The following is a 19,192-nucleotide window of genomic DNA, read 5'->3' on the forward strand; positions in this document are numbered from 1 at the left end:
GAATTATGAATTATTTCAAGTCTGGTTGATTAGTGATAAGTCCCGTATCTGTGCAGAAACTGCTAAACTCTCTCTCCCCCTGCACCCTGCCCCCTGCCCCTCTGCTGCCTTAATGATAAGTCTTTAACCGGACACGATATTATTTCTTGGGTGTTAACTTCCGGGAGTAAGGAACTCAGATGAGAGGTAACTTGACTGTAGCGACGGGTAATGAGTAGTGAAGAACGGCATTTTATTGCGAGTTCATCTGTGTATCGTCCTAGAGTTTGTCTTTCAATACCCCAAGCGCGACTGGTACCAGCAATGGTTAAATCAACATTTTCAGAGGCTGACACTACGGCTGGTATGGGTTCTGGGGCGGTGACGGTTTTGATTTCAATGCGATCGCTGACACTAGTTGGTAATTGCCCAATCATTGCCTGTAGTTCATAACTTAATTCATCTTGGGCGTGATTTCCAGATAAAACTTGTAAAATCTGCAACATACAAGTATCACGATGAATAAGCAGGCGCAGAGCGAGTATGAGGGCTAAATCATCATGGATATTTGCGGAGTAGGGAACTAGTAAACTTTCTAAGCGTTCACTTCCTCTGTCTACAAATACGGCGACATCTACTGGTGCGGTGGTAAGAATTTGTCCAACTCTTCCACCTAAACGATTATTACTAAAAGCTGGACGATGCCATCCCACCAGAATTAAATCTGCTTGTTCGATTTGAGCAATCTGGGCTGTTTCTCTAGCAACATTGCTGGATATGCGAACGATGGGATGTATATAGGAGCGTATTGTTAGCGGTTCTAAGGTATTGATCAATTCTTCTAGCTGCTGGTGACGCTCGGCAATTAATCGGTTAGCCTCAGTTGGGGTACTCTCAAAACCGTAGTCTTCTTCTAATTCAATCAGACTGAGAGGATTGATAATAGCGGGCTGTCGATGGTTGAGAGCGATATCTAGGTTAGGCTGCGCCAACGCTACTGCTAACTGTAGTAAACCTTTTTGTGTACTAGGGTTAGCTACTGGTACTAAGATTCGGTAGGGCTTAACGTAAGATTCGCTACTATCTATAATATCTATATCTGTTTCTTCTTCTATTTCTGGCTCTACTACATCTAATTTGATTAAGCGTTTTGGATATGTCCATTCCAGTAATGGTGAAGTCATAAATGTTGTCACCAAAGCCATAACTACCAGCATGGTAAACAGCAATGGTGTAATTACGCCCAACTCTAAACCAATGTTTAATACGATTAATTCTGTTAAACCACGAGTATTCATTAACCAACCGAGGGCTGACGCTTCTCGTTTGTTAATGCCACTGAGGCGAGCAGCTATATAAGTACCAATATACTTGCCTGCGATCGCTACTCCTAAAACTAATGCACACAGCAGCCATAACTCAGGACGGTTGAGTAAACCAATTTGCGTCCGTAAACCACTGTAGGCGAAAAATATCGGTAGCAGAAAAATTAAGACGAAATCTTCAGTTTTTATGGCTAATTCTCTCACTAATTCGGCATTTTTGGGCATGACTGCGCCTAATAGAAATGCGCCAAAAATGAGGTGAATACCAATAAATTCGGTAATGAGGGCAGAAGCCACAACTCCCATATAAATTAAAGCCAGAACAAATTGGCTCAAACGTCCAGCGCGTTGATAATGAGTAACTAGACGTTTGAGAAACCAACGCCCGACTGTGAACATAAAACCTATGTAGAGTAGGCTTTCAATAATAGTGAGAACAGCTTTTTGATCGATGCTACCATTCCGAACAACTGCGATCGCAACTGCCAAAATACACCATGCTGTCACATCATCGACTGCGGCACAAGTTAAGGCTAATGTCCCTAAACGTGTTCCCTGTAAATTGTTCTCAGTGATAATTCGCGCCAAGACAGGAAAAGCTGTAATTGACATCGCCGCCCCTAAAAATAATGTAAAGGCGGTGAAGGAAACAGTCCCATTGGAAACTAGAGGATAAAGCAGCAAAGATAAAATCGTTGCCAGAGAAAAAGGAACAATAATGCTGATATTGGAAATCAGAACAGCTGCTTGTAAGTTACCGCTGAGATATTTGGGATTTAGCTCTAAACCAATCAAAAACATGAAAAATATCAGTCCTACCTGAGATAAAACATTCAGGAAAGGAATCGTTTCCGGTGGAAAAACACTAGCTGCTACATCAGGAGCAATCAAACCGAATAAAGATGGACCGAGCATAATCCCGGCAACAATCTCACCAATTACCAATGGTTGCTTAATTGACCTAAATGCCAAGCCTACTAACCGTGACATTGCAATGACAATTAGCACCTCAACCAGGACTAGAATAACTGTATGCATAGTTTCCTCTCAACAGACTATCCGGGTTCCCTAAGATAATTCTTTAAACCGTGACAAAATGTCAACCTTGTTCAACATCCTTTGGGTGTATTTCCACACATTTTTTATGTTAATTATTGTTAATAATCCCGGAAAAAGAGTAAAAAATTCTACTAATTTATTGCATAAATAAACGAAAAATGACTTATACCTTAGCTATGCCAAGATAAACTAGTGTATGAGTCTTATATTGCTATTTTTATCTTAATAATGCTTAAATTTTACTCAAAAAAGTTAACTTTTAAATTGAAACAATGTTATACCAAATTAAGATGAAGCTGCATAGAATATTATCTTAATAAGAATTAACCGCATATAGACGCAGTTTAAAATTAAAAAGTAGAAATTAAAAACAGTAGATATCAGAAGCGTTAGATTTGAGAGCAGAACAAGTCAGACAACTGGCATAGAATGAGTCTGAATAGCTATTCAGCAATACTTACAGTGGATTGCAGGAAGTACAAAATTTAAACCAAAAATTCAGGAGTCAGTATGGCTACGCCACGCCAGCTATCGGCTGAAGCTCACTCCGAAGCCTGAATTCTTCTGTATATCTAAATTACAGCCAAACTTTCTCCCTGATGCTCTAAAATTTCTGCTGTAAATTTGTAGTTAAATTTTGTTAAGATTAGAGACGGCGTTAGCTCTTCCTCCCAATTACCTATCCCCTAGCTGAGAGACACTTACTTCATGCTGCGATTAGAACATATAAGTAAAATTTATCCTACAGGCGAAGTTCTTAAAGATATCAACTGGGAAGTCAAACCAGGCGATCGCATTGGCTTAGTCGGTGTTAACGGTGCGGGAAAGTCCACACAACTGAAAATCATCTCTGGGGAAATGGAACCCACCGCCGGTGAAATCATTCGTCCTAACAGCTTACATATAGCTTATCTCAACCAAGAGTTTGAGGTAGACCCCACCCGTACTGTCAGAGAAGAATTTTGGACTGTGTTCAAAGAAGCCAACGAAGTACAAATGGCTTTAACACACATCCCGCAAGAAATGGAAACAGCGAATCCAGAGGAATTGGATGAACTAATCCACAAATTAGATCGCTTACAGCGGCAATTTGAAGCGTTAGATGGCTACAACTTAGATGCTCGCATTGGCAAGATTTTACCAGAAATGGGATTTCAGGTAGAGGATAGCGATCGCTTGGTGAGTGCTTTTTCCGGTGGTTGGCAAATGCGGATGAGTTTGGGTAAAATTCTTTTGCAAAAGCCAGATTTACTACTGCTGGACGAACCGACAAACCATCTGGACTTAGAAACCATTGAGTGGTTGGAAAATTACCTCAGAGGACTAATTACCCCAATGGTGATAGTGTCCCATGACCGGGAGTTTCTTGACCGCCTCTGCAACCAAATAGTCGAAACGGAACGCGGTGTTTCTAGTACATACCTCGGTAATTACTCCTCATATCTACAACAAAAAGCTGAAAATCAATCAGCACAACTGAGCGCCTTTGAACGTCAACAAAAAGAAATAGAAAAACAGCAAACCTTTGTAGACCGATTCCGCGCTAGTGCAACCCGCAGTACCCAAGCAAAAAGCCGGGAAAAACAACTAGACAAAATTGAACGTATCGAAGCACCGATAGCCGGTGTGAGAACTCTACATTTCCGTTTTCCCCCTGCACCTCGCAGCGGTCGGGAAGTGGTGGAAATTAAAGATTTAACCCATATTTATGGGGATAAAATTTTATTTTTGGCAGCAAATCTCTTAATTGAAAGAGGAGATAGAATTGCCTTTCTCGGTCCCAACGGTGCTGGTAAATCCACCTTGTTGAAAATTATTATGGGTGCAGAACCGCCCACAGAAGGAATAGTAAAATTAGGCGATCACAACGTTATTCCTGGCTACTTTGAGCAAAATCAAGCCGAAGCATTAGACTTGAATAAAACCGTCATGGAAACTATCCATGATGAAGTTCCCGACTGGACAAACGAAGAAGTCCGCACGTTGTTGGGAAGATTCTTATTTACTGGTGATACCGTATTTAAGAAAGTTGGGGCATTAAGTGGAGGCGAAAAAGCTCGGTTAGCATTAGCAAAAATGCTATTACGTCCAGCAAATTTAATCATTCTGGATGAGCCTACCAACCACTTAGATATTCCTGCAAAGGAAATGATGGAAGAAGCCTTGCAAAACTATGATGGGACAGCGATTGTAGTTTCTCACGACCGTTATTTTATCTCTCAGGTAGCTAACAAAATCGTGGAAATTCGTGATGGTGAATTCCGGGTTTATTTGGGAGATTACCATTACTATCTCAACAAAATTGCTGAGGAAAAAGAACAAGCTAAGTTAGCAGCCATAGAAGCCGAAAAAGCCGCGAAAAAAGCCGCTAAAGCTGCTAAAGCTGGAGCAAAGCAGAAATAGGTAATATCGGCAAATGGGTATGGGTGACTGATTGTAATTCTGGCTTTCTGTCACCTATTTTTTGATAATGATATTTTAAGAATTATTGAACGCAGATAAACGCAGATAAACACAGATAAATATGGATGATTATTATTCTGTGCAGGTTTACATAAAATTATTATTAATGAAAAAATACGTAGGGTGTGTATAGCCCTGCGGGCATGGCTACGCTAGAGCGACAGCGTAACGCACCATTATCTTAAAATTTTTCAAATATCATTCATGATTTCTATAGAATAATTATGAACCGTACATCTAGCTAGGAATCTATGATGAGATTAGATTAATAAATTAAACTGTCCAAACCTTTTTTACGAACTAAATGTAGTAATTTAAGAGCAGCGCCTGTAGGTCGTTTTTGCCCAATTTCCCATTTTTGAACAGTTGATGAACTGATGTTTAAAATAGCAGCAAACACAGATTGGCTTACATTAAATGATTCACGAAGTTGCTTAATTTGTTGAGGTTCTAGCGGTTCAATTGGAGGTAAACACAAGCTATCAAATTCGCGTAACGTAACTTGACTCATTACACCAGCATTGTGTAGTCCTATAGCAGTTTCGTGAACAGCCTCAAGAATTGCTGACTTCTTCTTCCTCATTACAGATTACCTCTATTAATTCATCTTTCAATTTTGCTGTTTCAATAGCCTCTGCTGTTAAAGACAGCAGTTCTGATGATAGTTTTTTCAAGGCTTCTTTTTCATCCTGATCAATATTGCTACGCTCGTTTTTTGGAAACCCAAACACAAAAAACCAGCTATCTTCTTTGTTAGTAGCAACCAATGTACGGAAACCAGCCCTCTTTCCTTTTCCAGAACTGGCAATGCGTTTTTTAAATAGTCCACCTCCTAGATCCGCGTCGTAAAGACCTGCTGCCATTTCTGCAACAGCATTACAGAGACTAGAATCATTTAATTTCTGATCTTTTGCCCAACGGTTAAACCATCGGGTTTTGTAGATTGCCATATTAGTTTCCTTTAACTAAAGTATAGCACTTGGTGCTATAATAGGCAATTATTAAAAATGTGTATTTAGGCAAATCTTTATTATGCTTGATAACAACGATTTTGCATTAGCTTCCGCTGACGATACCTCGGTTGTAGTGCTTGAACAGCTATCTTCACATCCTCAGCCAGAAGTTCGTGAGGCTGTGGCTAAAAATCCGAATACGCCCACGAAAGTGCTGCTGAAATTAGGTAAAGAGTTTCCAGACGCAATTACTGCGAACCCGGTTTTTAATGTTTTGCTGCTGGAAAATCCTGAAAGCCATTTTGTTAGACTCTCTTTAGCTCGTAGCACAACAACTAGTGAAGAAATGATCGCTCAGTTATCCGAAATCGAGGATGAGGAAATTCTTTGTGCTGTGGCTGGAAATCCAAAGACACCTCTTCACATTCTGGAAGAACTTGTAGAAAACCCGCCTCGTTTCTGGGATCGCGAGAGGAATTCTGACATATATGATTTTGATCGCCTCTTTATCACGATCCATCTAAATCCGAACACTTCTGAATCGTTGTTGCTTAAACTAGCCCAGCGTGGAAGCAGCAATGTCAAACAGGCGATCGCTCAGAACCCCAAAGCACCGTTATCCCTGCTAAATCAGTTTGCAGATTGGAGAGATTATGCGATGCATCTAGCAATTGGTCGAAATCCTCAAGTACCAAGCGCAATATTGGAAAAACTAGCGGGGGAAAATAGGAATGAAATTCGTGAAATGGTCAAGAACCATCCCAATGTTTCCGAAACTGCGATCGCCATCATCAATTTTATCGAGGGAAAACCTGGAACACCCATCGACTTGCTAGAGCGGTTAGCCAGTGATCGACGAGCCTCTGTCCGGCTATTAGTTGCCGCCCATCCCTCAACCCCTGCAAAGGTTTTAGAAAAGCTCGCGCAGGATGCAGATGAAGATGTACCCTTCAAAGCCGTAAGCCATCCCAATGCAACCTCTACCGTTCTGGAGTTTTTTGCAGAGTTCTTGGTTAAGCAACATCAACGAGTCTCGCCATCCAATCAAGCCATGTATAAAAGAAGTGCAGTTCGATTGGTGGAACGTTCTGACATCACGCCAAAAGTGGTAGAAAATCTGTTGCAGATGAATGAGTTTGATGTAGTGTACGCGATCGCATCTTCTTTGAAAACACCACCTATGATGCTGCTTGCACTTACCGAATATCAAGCCCCGTCTAGCGTACACATTATTTTTCTCCTAAGTCTGGCTCAAAACCCCAATACACCATCCGAGGCACTGGAGAAGCTTTATCTAAAAATCAACCCAACGCCCCATTTTATTAAGGTTAATGGTGAACAAGTTTTTACTAATGCTTTACAAGCTATTGCTGCTCATCCCAATACCCCTGTCCATTTGCTAGAACAATTCGCAGTTCATTCCCGCGCTGATCTTCGTGCAAAAGTTGCCACAAATGTCAATACCCCGATTTCAATTTTGGAGCGGTTAAGTAATGATTCACAAGACTGGGTTAGTGCTATTGCAAAACAGGCGCTCAAGGAAAGAGCTTGATTTCAGCACTGTTTTTGTAAAGATTAACACAGTCCATTGAGAATTCTGAGAAAACCCTCAGTGATGATTTAGAACTGTAAATACTTAACAAAATTTTGGATTTTAGATTTTTTCCTTCTTAAATTAACCTCCAGAGTTGGTTAGCAATGGTATCATTCGGTTATTACAAAAAGTAAAGGGCAATTTTACTATGACCAAAGCACCTGTTGCTCCTGTGGTGCTAGTCATTTTAGACGGATGGGGCTACTGTGAGGAAAAGCGAGGAAACGCGATCGCTGCTGCTAAAACACCAATCATGGATAGTTTATGGGCAGCCTATCCCCACACCCTCATTCGCACATCAGGAAAAGCTGTAGGGTTGCCAGAAGGTCAAATGGGCAACTCGGAAGTTGGTCATTTGAATATTGGCGCTGGGCGAGTCGTACCTCAAGAACTGGTACGCATCTCTGATGCAGTAGAAGATGGTTCAATCGCATTAAACCCAGCAATTGTCAAGATTTGCCAGGAAGTTCGCTCATCTAATGGCAAGTTGCATTTAGTAGGGCTTTGTTCTGATGGAGGGGTACATTCTCATCTAACCCATCTATTTGGACTAGTTGACTTAGCCAAAGAACAGCAACTTTCACAAGTTTGTATCCACGCCATTACCGATGGACGTGACACCCCTCCCAGGGAGGGCATCAAAGCAATTACACAGGTGCAAGACTACATAGATCAGGCTGGAATTGGGCAAATAGTAACCGTTAGTGGTCGCTATTATGCAATGGATCGTGACCACCGTTGGGATCGAGTTCAACGCGCCTACGATGTGATGACACAAGATAGCGCGGGTAATGGACTCACGGCTGTAGAAGTCTTACAAGCATCTTACGCGGAAGGCGTAACTGACGAGTTTGTGCTTCCAGTTAGGATTGCCCCTGGCGCAGTAGAACCAGGAGATGGGGTTATCTTTTTCAACTTCCGCCCTGATCGCGCTAGACAACTGACACAAGCCTTTGTCAGTTCCAAATTTAATGGGTTTGAAAGACAGCAAATTAAGCCACTGTCTTTTGTGACTTTTACCCAGTATGATCCTGAATTACCAGTATCTGTGGCTTTTGCTCCCCAGAATCTGAGTAATATTTTAGGGGAAGTCATTGCTAATCATGGCTTAAAACAGTTTCGGACTGCGGAAACGGAAAAATATGCTCACGTCACCTATTTCTTTAATGGGGGATTAGAGGAACCTTGTGATGGAGAAGACCGGGAATTAGTCAGTAGTCCAATGGTGGCAACTTATGACTCAGAGCCGGCAATGTCAGCACAAGCAGTGACAGATGTAGCGATCGCAGCGATAAAAAAGGGCATCTACTCCCTAATGGTAATGAACTATGCCAATCCAGACATGGTAGGGCATACTGGACAAATACCAGCTACAGTTACAGCTATTGAAACAGTTGATCGCTGTTTAGGTCGTCTCCTGGACACCATTGGTAAATTTGGCGGCACAGCAATCATTACTGCTGACCACGGCAATGCTGAGTATATGCTAGATGATCAGGGTAATCCTTGGACGGCTCACACCACTAACCCAGTTCCCTTAATCTTGGTAGAAGGCGAAAAAGTCAAAATACCTGGATATGGTACAAATGTGGAATTGAGAAATGATGGCAAGTTAGCCGACATTGCCCCCACTATTCTAGATATTTTACAGCTTCCCCAACCAACAGAAATGACCGGGCGATCGCTCCTTAAAGCAGCAGAATACGACTTGAAACCTACTCGCACTCCTGCACAAATAGGGTTGTAAAATAGCCAGGAATTCAGAAGTAGGTCTTTAAGTAGGGGTTTAGCAATGCGCTTTACCCCTACACCATTATCTTGTTCCTAGTCTCCGACTCTTAATGCTATCATAGAGGCTCTGACTCTACTGTAACGCCCTGGCAGAGCCTTCTAGAATGCATTTCCATACAGAGTATGGGAAAGAGAGCAGTCTTTAAGGTTTAGCAATGCGCTTTACCACTACAGGATTGATAAATCAAGAACTCATCCATTTTCAAACTTGTTATAAACGACATTTCTAATATGGCAATTACTAACATCGTGCAAGGTATTTGGGCATTTTCCGCTTTAGGATTAATAATCCTCGTGTTGCTGCACAGCCCTAAAGGTGATGGTATTGGTGCAATTGGTGGACAAGCTCAATTGTTCAGCAGTACCAAAAGTGCAGAAAATACATTAAATCGTATTACTTGGGCATTAGTAGTAATTTTTCTGGGTTTAACAGTGGTTTTAAGTGCCAATTGGTTGCCTAAATAAGTAAAAATGGGGAAAATCACCCAAAACCTCATATCTAAAACCCGAACAAACTTAGTTTTGCAGAGGTTACTAGCAGTCCTGACTTTAGCGATAATTACAGGACTGCTAATTATTTGTACTAACTTTCAAACTAGCGCTGTTGTGAACTCTAAATTCGGAGAAGTTGCCCACAACATCTCTACAAGTTACAGTTTAGGGGAAAAGTTCATACAAAAAGTCCATCCTTTGCCGTCAACCCTCGCAAGTTGGGAAAACAAGACGAACAGAGGGGATTATTTTGACAAAATCACACCTACAGAAGTTGGTTATTTAATTTGGTCTCGCTTTCCCGTGCAGGTGAAGATAGAAATACCCACAGGAATAAATACAGAACAGTCACAACTATGGGTTAATAATGTTCTGCAAGCTGTTCAAGAGTGGAGTGTGTATTTACCTTTGGAGGTAGTTGAGAAAGCTGAAATTGCTGATATTAAAATTTTCAGAAAAGCGCCACCTTTACAACTTGAACCTCATAGTAAAATTCCCCGTGCGCGTTCTGCTTTAACTAGCTACGAGACATACACTAATAATAATAATATTTTATTACACCGTTTTACTATCTTGTTGAGTCCTAGTCAAACTGGCGAATATGCGAAAGCTGCTGCACGTCATGAACTCGGCCATGCTTTGGGAATTTGGGGTCATAGTCCCCTGCAAACTGATGTTTTGTATTTTTCCCAAGTTCGCAAACCACCTTCTATTTCGGCGCGAGATGTGAATACTTTAAAGCGTATATATGAACAGCCTACGAGTTTGGGATGGTGAGTAATATCGTGTTCGGTTAAAGACTTATAATTAGGACTGACACGGAGACGCTCAAGACACGGAGAGTTTTTTTGATCAACAATTAAGCGAACATGATATAAACAATTCAAAATTCAATAAAGTTGTGGCGGGTGAATTTTGTCTTGGCTGCTGTTAACTATATTGTCCCTCGTGCAGGCAGAAATAAATTTATATTAAAAGTTGTTAAAAAGTTTGTGTAATCTGCTGTTTCAGTGTATGGATTTTAATTCTACCTTGCGGTACTAGTACACTGTGGCAGGAATCTAGCTACCATTTTAAATAGGTGAAAAGCTGATGAAATAAGCTTTTTTAATGCTTTTTTAATGTTTAAGTTTTAATTTTTAATCCGCTCTGTGGTACTAGTACACTGCGCCTCTGCACTTATGTAGTTTGTAGGTATTGATCTAGTTTCTCTAAAATTTCTACCAAATCTTCTAAAGTCAGAATTTCTTGGGATTCTTCACTGGCATGATTTGCATCGATAGAAGATTGTGTTGATTTTTTGTTGAAATATGAGGTAATGGAAAACATTTTTTTTTGGTTTGCTGGTTGACACTCTCAAATTTAAATGTAAATTGTGGAAAACTTGTGGAGATATTGACTTTTTTTTGATACTCCCCGCTCTCTCATAGACGGGGATTCTTGGATTTCGTCGTCACTCGGCTATCTATCCCCTTCCTGCTTATGCTGAGGAAGGGGAATTCCGGCGAATCTATTAAACCCGACGCAGATTTAATAGTTCTTGAGGAGAAGCCAACATATCGATTGCTACAAAGAAAATCTTACCTTGGGGATTGATTAAAAACCGCCAAGCAATATTCATGCCGACAGTCACACCGAACCAAGGAGTTTGGACTACACCTGTGATTTTCAGTTGCTTGGAACCATCTGGTTGAACTTCACAAATACCCTGTTGGGGCATCATATTCAGTCCTTGAGCTTCCTCACGCATATATTTAGCGATCGCTTCTGGACCAACAATCGGCTTTTGGAATGGAGGTTGTAGCGCACCGTCGGTAGTGAATAGGGCAACAGCCGCATCAAAGTTATCTGCATTCATGGCTTCAATGTAGCCCAATACAGCAGGTTCTGTAATCCCGTCAATTTTGACAGAGGAAATAATTGGTGTTGTACGTTGAAACGCTGGTTCTGCTGGGGCTTTGGGGTAACTACTGGGGCCAAGTTCAGAAGTATCAAATCCCATGTTGACTACGGTATTACGCAGTACTGTGATTTGTTGACCCTGATCAAGTTTCTGGGTGGCTTCTAGCACTACTTTCACACCAGGAGACATTTGATAACCCGCTGGGATAGGAGTGACAAGTCCACTTTTCATCAATTCTCCTAACTCATACCAGAAAGCCAGCTTGGTATTAACACTGAAGAACCCATAGGAACGGCTAATAGGGGTATCAGCACGGCTGGCAAGATCTCGCATTACTTTTGTTTGTTCTTCAGAAGACATCAGCTTAATTTGGGTTAGCAGAGTTTCTGCTAGTTGCAAGCGTGCTGCTCCAGGTGCTGCGGGAGTAATGGTCTTACCCATTTCAGTGTAGGCATACCACAGATATGCTAGTTGGTCATCAACGTTAAGTTGATCGAATAGTGCGATAGTTGCTGGAATCAGACTAGGAACTTGAGTGTTAGAAAAAATACTTTGAGCGGACTGAAGAGTCAAAGCCATGAGAGAAATCTCCAATTATTATTTGTTAATTAGCTGCTTTGAAATTTGCTGAGAAGGAGCTTTACGTTAAGATTTTTTGCTAAAAAACCTCATCAACTCTTCTTATTGCAAGACTTCTATTACTACAAATGAGGTGAGACCAACCCAAAATTCTGGCGGCAACTAAGTCAGTAGACATAGAGACCACAGTTAGTATGGGAACTGTCTTTCAGGTAAATCTTTAGTTGAATAGAAAAGGTATTAATTTACCTTTGGTGATCAATAACAAAACTGTAATTGGTACAGTTTTTTTCTTAGAGGTTTATCTTCTATGTAAAGAACTGTAACTAAATTCTTAAATATTGTAAAGCTATTGATATTACGAATTGACATAAATACTCAAATATGGATCGGAGATTTACTGTACTGTCTTCAGCAAATCTCCAACGACAAATATTCCCGTCTACTTCGTCTACACGTGGCTCCGCTCCAGTTACCCTGTGGGATATTGCTACAGCCAGGGTTGAAATCCCTCACTGTATCCTTTATGTAGAGACTTGGCTCTGTTTTGAATTGTTATAGCAACCGCCAAGGTGGTTAGGACGTGAACTAATGATAAAACCTAGATACAAACAGACTTTTAACTCTGTCACCTGTCACCTGTTAACTGTCACCTGCTATGAGACTTGTTCCTAAGCACCCCGACTTAGGGGTACAGGTCGCTGTGCTAACATTTCTGCATAAAGTTCTTCTAAGTGAGTGATATTTTTACTAAGGGTATAGCGTTCTAATACTCGTTTTGTCGCTTTTTGTCCCAACAGTGTTGTTAACTCTGGGTGGTCTTGGAACAGTGGCAAAATTGTTCTGAGTTGCGATCGCACTGTTTTCGTACTAATAACTACACCAGCACCTTTTTCTAATACTTCCCCATCTGCACCCACATCCGTAGCTATACAAGCCAAACCACAAGCCATTGCTTCTAACAGAGATAAAGACAAACCCTCTACCAAAGAAGGTAAAATAAATACATCTGCTCCCCGTAAAATTTCTATGCGGCGTTCTTCATTGGCGATAAATCCTAGCCAGATGATACCGTATTCCGCGCCATAAAACGGTTCTAAAGATGTTCTCAATGGGCCATCACCCACCATCAGCAACTTGCTATGAACTCCCATCTTGGATTGCCTCCAAGCCCGCAAGAGGGATTCTACATTTTTTTCTGGGGCAATGCGACCTTGATAAACAAATAAGCGTTCCGCGCCAAATTCTGCTTTAACTTGAGAAACACCAGGACAATACTTAGTCGTATCCACACCATTGGGAATTACCGCTATCTTGTGTTCTCCCACACCCATACTTGATAACAATTCACGCTGAATTTGGGAAAAAACAATCACCCGATCATAATTATCTAAAAACGGTGCGTAGAGTTGATAAGCCAAAAATTGTGTCCCAGATATTAGTTTTGCACCTTTACCAGCAAATGGAGTGTGAAAAGTAGCAACTAGGGGCAAATTTAATTCTTGACAAATTTCTGGCAAAACGAAGTCCAGAGTTGATAGAGTCAATGAAGCATGAACTATATCTGGTTTTATTTCCCGCAGAGAGTCTTTCAATACTTTAGTTGCATTGAAAGCGGGAATTGTATAAACCTGGGACTTATAAATAAACGGTAAAGAAACTTCTTTTAAATTTGGCCATTTATCTAGTTCAGATTCTTCTTGAGCAAAGTGAAGAAAACTTACTTTGTGTCCCCGGTCTAGTGAAATTAATGCATTGGTAATTTCTCGACTGTAGGTGACATTGCCACAAAAGGGCGTTTTTTTTCCAATCCAGGCTATGTGCATTCTTTGGTTAGGTGTAAAGTCAAGCGGTTTTAGGTTTGGGTTTAAGTTTAATTTATTTGGTTTCTTATAATTAGCTGTTTTTATCTCGTTATACTTGCTGAATTTTTAGCCATGATGCGTAATATCATATACTAGTTAAATAGAGCCTATATTTAAGTCAATTAAACTAGTGTGGTTGTGGCTTTGTATATGCTGATTATAAGTTACTAATTAACTTACTTGATCACAACTTAATCAACATCATGTCTAGTTCACAGCAAGTATTTCATTGATTTTGGCTGGCTTAAGTTTAGCACGAAACCCAATTGTTTTATTAAGTTATTGATGATCTCAAACCTAATAGCTAATCACGGGAATTATACCAGGTTAATATACCTCCAAAGAAGACGATTGTAGCTAATACCAAAAAGACCGCCTTTAAACCAATAAAGGTTTCTGCTACACCTGCTAAAGCCAACGGTAGGGTGAGGGCAATATTAATCACATTATTCTGCAAACCAAAGACTTTACCCCGCATTTCTGGGGGTGTTTCTGTTTGGATAGCGGTTTGCATGGGAATACCTACCAATGAGCCAAAGACACCAACAAGGGCAACTAACAGTAGTGCTGCCCATAGCTGACTTGTGAAGACGGAAAGACCAACCAAAGATGCTGCCATGCCTAGACAACCCCAGAGACTGAGTTGCCTATAGGAGAAGCGTTGACCAAATTGACCGAGAATCGTCGCCCCTGCCGCGATACCCACCCCAGCAGATGCTAGTAAAAAGCCGAATTGGGAGGCTTTCATGTTGGGAATAATTTCTGCCATGCGAACAGCTAGAACAGTTAGGGCTGCAAAGACAGAGAATAAGATGATCAGTTGTAATAAAGCATTACGAACCCGATGATTTTCTTTGAGGTAAGATAAACCGTCGCGCAAGTCAGAGAAAACATGAGGGAATTCGGTTTCTGGGGGGTGGGGTTGTTCATTGGTCTTGAGTAGGAATAAAATAATTCCTGCGATCGCATAACTGCCACCAACGACAATTTCTTTACCCAGTCCACCACTACCCCCAACTTGTAACCACAATCCATCAGCTATTGCTAACAGCGGTTCCCCCACAGCAAAGCCCACGATTACCGATGCCATCATCGTAGTTGTGTACAGGGAATTAGCCGAAAGCAAATTCTGCTCTTCCACCACCAAGGGAATTGCAGCCTGTTCTGCTGGCGCAAAAAACTGGGTTAGGGTAGAAACTAAAAAAGTAACTGCCAAAATGATCAAAAAACCCACCGGCAAAACTCCTACAGGTTGCCAATCTTGAGTTAACCATAGTAGGAACGGAATTGCTAAAACCAGGATACCGCGCCAAATATTCGTTGCTACCAACACAACTTTTTTTGACCAGCGGTCTACAAACACCCCAGCCACAGAACCAAACAGCACCGCTGGAATGGTAAAAACCATCATTAACGCCGAAACCCAACCACTAATGCTTTGATCACTCTGTTGAAACTGGCTATTAATCAAAGCAATCATTAGCACCAGATATACTTTATCAGCCAGTTGACAGAAAACCTGACCACCCCAAAGAGCCAGGAAATTTGGGTTTTTTAATACAGGTAAAAACCCTTTTTTTTCTACATTTTCTGATGGTGATTCTCCACCTGAACCTGAACCGTTTAATTGTGATGTTTCTGGTTCGCTCGCTACTTGTAAATTTTCCTGAGTAGCATTACCTTTGCCATTACTTTCAGGAGTTGTTACTGATACTTCCGAGCTTGTTTCTGATTGTTTAGGAAGATCAGTTAAGGGAAGTTCTGATCTGCAATTTTGATGCTGAGAAACATCTTTGGGGGACATTTCTTGGCTATTAACTTGGCTATTAGTGTGACTAACCTGAAGTTGGGAAACAGAACTGAGGTCATTGGGTGTTGTACTGTCTGATACCCTATTTTTGTTTTTAGCTTGGCTGGGTGACAGAGGCAGGATTTTTCTATCCAAATCAGACGATTGCATCATGGTTGGTGGCAAAATAGGAATCGATCAAGGTGGCAGAGCGAATAGGGCGACCAAAGTGATATTGGGCATACTGGCGCAAAATTTGCTCAACAGATAACCAGCCAGAATCTGTGGCTGAATCTATTTGTATTATCTCTGGTTGCGACAGATGTTGGAGCATAAACAGTTCTTTCGCATTCAGACGACCAGAAATCACTGGTATATCTTGGTGATGCACAACCGTTTCATAGCTAGGGTTGGGGAGATTGGTGACTGCTGATTGGGGACTGGGTAAATTTCTTCTTTCTTTTTCCCTTTCTTTTCGTAAACCTTCCCAAGCCTGTAAACAAACCGTTCCCCCCGCAGGAACACTAAATCCTACTTTCCAATTAGGGTTTGTCAAGTCGGGGATGAGGGGAAGCTGGGTTAAGCAACAAACTTGGACTTGCGGCGTTAATCCTGCTAAAGATAAAAGATGAAATATTCCCTGAGCTAGATGTGCAATTACATCTAATCCTTCTGTTTTAGGTAAACTTTCCAACCGCTGAAGATGTTCATTAAATAATTCATACAGTTCTTCTTGGGGTTGTTCGCTTAAAGCCTGACACAAGACTATTTCAGCTAAATATTGACTAGCAGCTAATTTTCCTAAGTTTTTAGTTAGACCTGGATAGGTTTTTATAGTTTGCGCTTGAGTAATTGTATCTAAATTTCGTCCTTGGGAAATCAGTAATTCATTGACAATAAACATCCCACTTCTACCACCCAAGCTGGAGTTATGTTTACGCGCCCCTGGAGCAACAGCCCGAATCAAACCGAATTCTTGGGTCAAAATTGTGACTATTTTATCCGACTCGCCGAGCGCCTGAGTTTTGAGATTAATGCCAGTTGCTTTATAAGTTCTACTCATTAGTCATTAGTCATTAGTCATTAGTCATACCAATTCTCTATGAAGATGCGCCAAATTAGATAGGAAACGAACCGCGTTCGCGTAGCGTCTCGAAGAGAAGGCGCGAAGGACGCGTTCGCGGTAGCGTTGCGTAGCAAAGAAAGAAATAAAAGATCAAAAAATTTGGCGCAGGCTCACAAAGAAATGGTATCAGTGGCAAAATAAATGACAAATTACAAAAACAAATTACAAAAACAAATGACTACTCACTCTTTTCCTTTTCCACGTGATTGCGCTGACGGAGTAAATCAATACCACGAGATGTGCCTAATCTTGTCGCACCAGCCATGATTAAATCTAGGGCTTCGTTGTGGGTGCGAATACCCCCTGATGCTTTAATTCCCACCCGTTCCCGTGCTATTTCTTTCAACATCTGCACATCCGCCACCGTTGCTCCGCCATTCCAACCTGTACTAGTTTTTAAGAAAGCTGCACCGGCTTCCATAGCTATTTCCGCAGCTATTCTTTTCTCCGGATCTGTCAGTAAGCTAGTTTCTAAAATTACCTTGACACATTGCCCGGCTACTTCACAAATTGTAGCAATTTCCCGGTGAACTTCCTCAGTTTTTCCAGCTTTTAACCAGCCTAAATTAATCATCAAATCTAACTCCTCAGCGCCATTTTCCAACGCTTCTTGAGCTTCGTAAAACTTGACGGCTGAAGTTGTTGCACCAGTAGGAAAGCCAATCACCGTACAGACTTTGGGGTTTTTGTTGTGGAGAAGTTCAACTGCTTGCTTGACATAACAAGGTTGCAAGCAAACCGTCGCAAAGTTAAACCTGTATGCTTCATCACACCACTGCGCCACCTGTTCTGGGGTAGCAGTTGGTAACAGGAGGGAGTGATCGATAAATGGCGCAATATCAATGTTTGGATAGTCTGCTGCCATCGTTTGTTCTGCCTGTGATAGATTATTAAAGTTTATGAAAAATTAAAACATTTCTTATATATTAAACCACATATATTACGAGTTTATCCTGAAAACAGGCAGTTAACTTAGTTTAGTGTGTCGGATTTCCAAGTGTTTCTCAATTTATAAGGGTATTAAAATTGACATTAAGTAATTTTAGTACCAGTGGCTAAAAAGTCAAGAATATTTTGAGCTAATCCTTGTGCTGCTAAATATGGCACACCATTACCAACTGTTTTAAACATATTCGTAAGTGACATATTTTCTGGAAGTGAAAAATTAGCAGGTAAAGATTGAATAGCTAAAGCTTCCGCTACAGAAATACGTCTAATTTTGTAAGGATGTAAATGTACTTCATTATTCCCATAACAAGCGGTGGGAGAATAACGCCATCTGTGGAGACGTTTAAATGACTTTTTAGAATCATCTCCTTCTTCAATAGTAGCAAATTTAGTTCTACCTGCTCTGGGTTGAAAATAATGTTTGGCGTTGGGATGGTTTAGCACATCATTCTTTCTAAACCAATATTCAACGGTTAATTCTTCAGGAATATTTTCAGGACAAGGAATTATAGAATCTTTTTGAAATGCTTGGCTTTTATTCCAAGGATATGCAAATACTTTATTTTGAGAATATTTAATATATTTTTCCCAAGGAAATGTAAAATCATATTCAATTCCCATATCTTTGAGAAAATTATTTTTAAACCCAATTAAAATAATTCTGTCTCTATCTTGAGGGACACCATATTCAATAGCATTAATTAACCGTTCTGTTAATATATAACCAGATTTTTGTAATTTAATTTTCAAAGATTCATAAAATAAACGATGTTTTGTTGTTCTCCACAAACCTTTGACATTTTCAAATAAAAAGAAATCAGGTAAGTTTTGACAAATCAATTCAACATAAGCAGATGAGAGTTTACCATTATCGCCTAAATGTCCTTTGTTTTTACCACCAATAGAAAAATCTGGACAAGGTGGACCACCGATAAAACCAATTATATTATTTGATTTGCGGGAATCTTTGATTAATTCTTTTAATCGTTGTGCTGGTGTTCCTGCTATTAATTTGCTTACGTCTGCGGCTTCTCCTTGATGATATCCATATTCAGGTTGTGGGAGTTTGAGAATTTCCCGTGAATAGCGATATGCGGACATGAATGGGGGGAAGATTTCGTTGACGTATGCGATTTTATAGTCTGTGTTTTCAAAGCCTAAGTCGAGGAATCCTGAACCGGAGAAAAAGGAGAAGATAAGAGGGCAATTAACCATTTAATTAATATTGACTTTTATGCATATTTTTATCTATAGTTTCAGTAATAATTATTAAAAGATATCATTCATTATTACTTTCTTTGCTATTTTTGGTTAGTGAAAGTAGAG

The 19,192-nt window shown here is 40.5% G+C and carries 15 protein-coding genes; 5 read left to right on the forward strand and 10 right to left on the reverse strand.

The features are described from left to right. Positions 1–62 precede the first annotated feature (62 nt). Entirely contained in the window at positions 63–2,342 is a 2,280-nt protein-coding gene (locus H6G68_RS01325) for a cation:proton antiporter (RefSeq protein WP_242045097.1), read from the reverse strand. A 729-nt stretch (positions 2,343–3,071) separates the two neighbouring features. Between H6G68_RS01325 and H6G68_RS01330 the strand changes: the two genes are divergently transcribed. Next, the gene (locus H6G68_RS01330) at positions 3,072–4,766 is read left to right on the forward strand and encodes an ABC-F family ATP-binding cassette domain-containing protein (RefSeq protein WP_190904979.1); all 1,695 of its coding nucleotides are present in this window, start codon (positions 3,072–3,074) and stop codon (positions 4,764–4,766) included. Between the two features lie 325 nt (positions 4,767–5,091). Here H6G68_RS01330 and H6G68_RS01335 read toward each other — a convergent pair whose 3' ends face one another. Beyond that, entirely contained in the window at positions 5,092–5,409 is a 318-nt protein-coding gene (locus tag H6G68_RS01335) for a helix-turn-helix domain-containing protein (protein WP_190904980.1), read from the reverse strand. After that, positions 5,381–5,776, reverse strand: a complete 396-nt coding sequence (locus H6G68_RS01340; protein WP_190904981.1) for a type II toxin-antitoxin system RelE/ParE family toxin — start codon at positions 5,774–5,776, stop codon at positions 5,381–5,383. The genes H6G68_RS01335 and H6G68_RS01340 overlap by 29 nt, the downstream gene beginning before the upstream one ends. Before the next feature lie 82 nt (positions 5,777–5,858). On the opposite strand from H6G68_RS01340, the gene H6G68_RS01345 reads away from it, so the two are divergent. The 4 genes from H6G68_RS01345 to H6G68_RS01360 all read left to right on the forward strand — a co-directional run bounded on the left by H6G68_RS01345 (position 5,859) and on the right by H6G68_RS01360 (position 10,433). Further along, positions 5,859–7,331 (forward strand): hypothetical protein, encoded by a 1,473-nt coding sequence (locus H6G68_RS01345; RefSeq protein ID WP_190904982.1) that lies wholly within the window; start codon positions 5,859–5,861, stop codon positions 7,329–7,331. A gap of 190 nt (positions 7,332–7,521) precedes the next feature. Continuing rightward, on the forward strand, positions 7,522–9,120 hold the full coding sequence (gene gpmI / locus H6G68_RS01350) for a 2,3-bisphosphoglycerate-independent phosphoglycerate mutase (protein WP_190904983.1): 1,599 nt from the start codon (positions 7,522–7,524) through the stop codon (positions 9,118–9,120). Between the two features lie 275 nt (positions 9,121–9,395). Next, complete coding sequence (secG, locus tag H6G68_RS01355; RefSeq protein WP_016952978.1) at positions 9,396–9,629, forward strand: preprotein translocase subunit SecG; 234 nt, start codon at positions 9,396–9,398, stop codon at positions 9,627–9,629. Positions 9,630–9,635: 6 nt separating this feature from the next. Further along, positions 9,636–10,433, forward strand: coding sequence for a peptidase (locus tag H6G68_RS01360; RefSeq protein WP_190904984.1), 798 nt, complete (start codon positions 9,636–9,638; stop codon positions 10,431–10,433). A gap of 402 nt (positions 10,434–10,835) precedes the next feature. On the opposite strand, the gene H6G68_RS01365 is transcribed toward H6G68_RS01360, so the two are convergent. The 7 genes from H6G68_RS01365 to H6G68_RS01395 all read right to left on the reverse strand — a co-directional run bounded on the left by H6G68_RS01365 (position 10,836) and on the right by H6G68_RS01395 (position 19,081). Then, positions 10,836–10,985: a hypothetical protein gene (locus H6G68_RS01365; protein ID WP_190904985.1), complete on the reverse strand. Its 150-nt coding sequence runs from the start codon at positions 10,983–10,985 to the stop codon at positions 10,836–10,838. A gap of 184 nt (positions 10,986–11,169) precedes the next feature. Beyond that, positions 11,170–12,138 carry an orange carotenoid protein N-terminal domain-containing protein gene (locus H6G68_RS01370; RefSeq protein WP_190904986.1) on the reverse strand — a complete coding sequence of 323 codons (969 nt, stop codon included), beginning with the start codon at positions 12,136–12,138 and terminating at the stop codon, positions 11,170–11,172. Positions 12,139–12,809: 671 nt separating this feature from the next. Further along, positions 12,810–13,964, reverse strand: coding sequence for a glycosyltransferase family 4 protein (locus H6G68_RS01375; protein WP_190904987.1), 1,155 nt, complete (start codon positions 13,962–13,964; stop codon positions 12,810–12,812). A gap of 343 nt (positions 13,965–14,307) precedes the next feature. Continuing rightward, entirely contained in the window at positions 14,308–15,963 is a 1,656-nt protein-coding gene (locus H6G68_RS01380) for an MFS transporter (protein ID WP_422595291.1), read from the reverse strand. Next, positions 15,950–16,855 (reverse strand): DNA repair protein RecO, encoded by a 906-nt coding sequence (gene recO, locus H6G68_RS01385; RefSeq protein WP_190904989.1) that lies wholly within the window; start codon positions 16,853–16,855, stop codon positions 15,950–15,952. Before recO ends, H6G68_RS01380 begins: the two co-directional genes overlap by 14 nt. 241 nt (positions 16,856–17,096) lie before the next feature. Continuing rightward, positions 17,097–17,783: a deoxyribose-phosphate aldolase gene (gene deoC, locus H6G68_RS01390; RefSeq protein ID WP_190904990.1), complete on the reverse strand. Its 687-nt coding sequence runs from the start codon at positions 17,781–17,783 to the stop codon at positions 17,097–17,099. 167 nt (positions 17,784–17,950) lie between these two features. Continuing rightward, complete coding sequence (locus H6G68_RS01395) at positions 17,951–19,081, reverse strand: DNA cytosine methyltransferase (protein ID WP_190904991.1); 1,131 nt, start codon at positions 19,079–19,081, stop codon at positions 17,951–17,953. Positions 19,082–19,192 lie beyond the last annotated feature (111 nt).

The organism is Anabaena catenula FACHB-362 (assembly GCF_014698735.1).
Lineage (GTDB): Bacteria > Cyanobacteriota > Cyanobacteriia > Cyanobacteriales > Nostocaceae > Anabaena > Anabaena variabilis_A.

Bases quoted from the DNA above. Each gene is read 5' to 3' on its own strand.
- H6G68_RS01335 (WP_190904980.1), bottom strand. From the start codon at position 5,409: ATGAGGAAGAAGAAGTCAGCAATTCTTGAGGCTGTTCACGAAACTGCT.
- H6G68_RS01395 (WP_190904991.1), bottom strand. From the start codon at position 19,081: ATGGTTAATTGCCCTCTTATCTTCTCCTTTTTCTCCGGTTCAGGATTC.
- H6G68_RS01370 (WP_190904986.1), bottom strand. From the start codon at position 12,138: ATGGCTTTGACTCTTCAGTCCGCTCAAAGTATTTTTTCTAACACTCAA.
- H6G68_RS01325 (WP_242045097.1), bottom strand. From the start codon at position 2,342: ATGCATACAGTTATTCTAGTCCTGGTTGAGGTGCTAATTGTCATTGCA.
- H6G68_RS01365 (WP_190904985.1), bottom strand. From the start codon at position 10,985: ATGTTTTCCATTACCTCATATTTCAACAAAAAATCAACACAATCTTCT.
- H6G68_RS01345 (WP_190904982.1), top strand. From the start codon at position 5,859: ATGCTTGATAACAACGATTTTGCATTAGCTTCCGCTGACGATACCTCG.
- H6G68_RS01360 (WP_190904984.1), top strand. From the start codon at position 9,636: ATGGGGAAAATCACCCAAAACCTCATATCTAAAACCCGAACAAACTTA.
- deoC (WP_190904990.1), bottom strand. From the start codon at position 17,783: ATGGCAGCAGACTATCCAAACATTGATATTGCGCCATTTATCGATCAC.
- secG (WP_016952978.1), top strand. From the start codon at position 9,396: ATGGCAATTACTAACATCGTGCAAGGTATTTGGGCATTTTCCGCTTTA.
- recO (WP_190904989.1), bottom strand. From the start codon at position 16,855: ATGAGTAGAACTTATAAAGCAACTGGCATTAATCTCAAAACTCAGGCG.
- H6G68_RS01375 (WP_190904987.1), bottom strand. From the start codon at position 13,964: ATGCACATAGCCTGGATTGGAAAAAAAACGCCCTTTTGTGGCAATGTC.
- gpmI (WP_190904983.1), top strand. From the start codon at position 7,522: ATGACCAAAGCACCTGTTGCTCCTGTGGTGCTAGTCATTTTAGACGGA.
- H6G68_RS01330 (WP_190904979.1), top strand. From the start codon at position 3,072: ATGCTGCGATTAGAACATATAAGTAAAATTTATCCTACAGGCGAAGTT.
- H6G68_RS01340 (WP_190904981.1), bottom strand. From the start codon at position 5,776: ATGGCAATCTACAAAACCCGATGGTTTAACCGTTGGGCAAAAGATCAG.
- H6G68_RS01380 (WP_422595291.1), bottom strand. From the start codon at position 15,963: ATGCAATCGTCTGATTTGGATAGAAAAATCCTGCCTCTGTCACCCAGC.